We start from the raw sequence: 278 nt of genomic DNA, 5'->3' as shown, positions 1-278 counted from the left end.
TACTGGAGCCGACGATGTCCAAGTTCCCGGCTGTCTTGTTGCCATTGGCATCCTGACCCGTGGCGATGAAGACCGCCTTGCCGCCTGCCTGCACCTTCGATCCCGTGTGCGAGGTGCTGTCCTGCGTGAGCGTGTTCTTGCTCTTGCTGGTACCCAGCGACAGCGTCACGGCGGCGCCGAGCGGTCCTGAGCCACCGGCAAGGCTCTTCATGGCATCGCCCGCACCCTTGGCCGCGTCATAGGCGTCGCGACCTGCTGCGATACCCCACAGCGCCGAC

1 protein-coding gene is annotated in these 278 nt (G+C 65.5%); it reads right to left on the bottom strand.

The window, feature by feature from the left end; translation table 11 throughout:
* On the bottom strand, window positions 1-278 hold a 278-nt coding region (locus ABDB81_RS30370), incomplete at both ends, for a hemagglutinin repeat-containing protein (RefSeq protein WP_346814417.1).

The sequence above is a fragment of the Cupriavidus sp. DL-D2 genome (assembly GCF_039710735.1).
Lineage (GTDB): Bacteria > Pseudomonadota > Gammaproteobacteria > Burkholderiales > Burkholderiaceae > Cupriavidus.
Note: the sequence above shows the minus strand (reverse complement) of the source record. Positions and strands in the feature narration are given on the sequence as shown.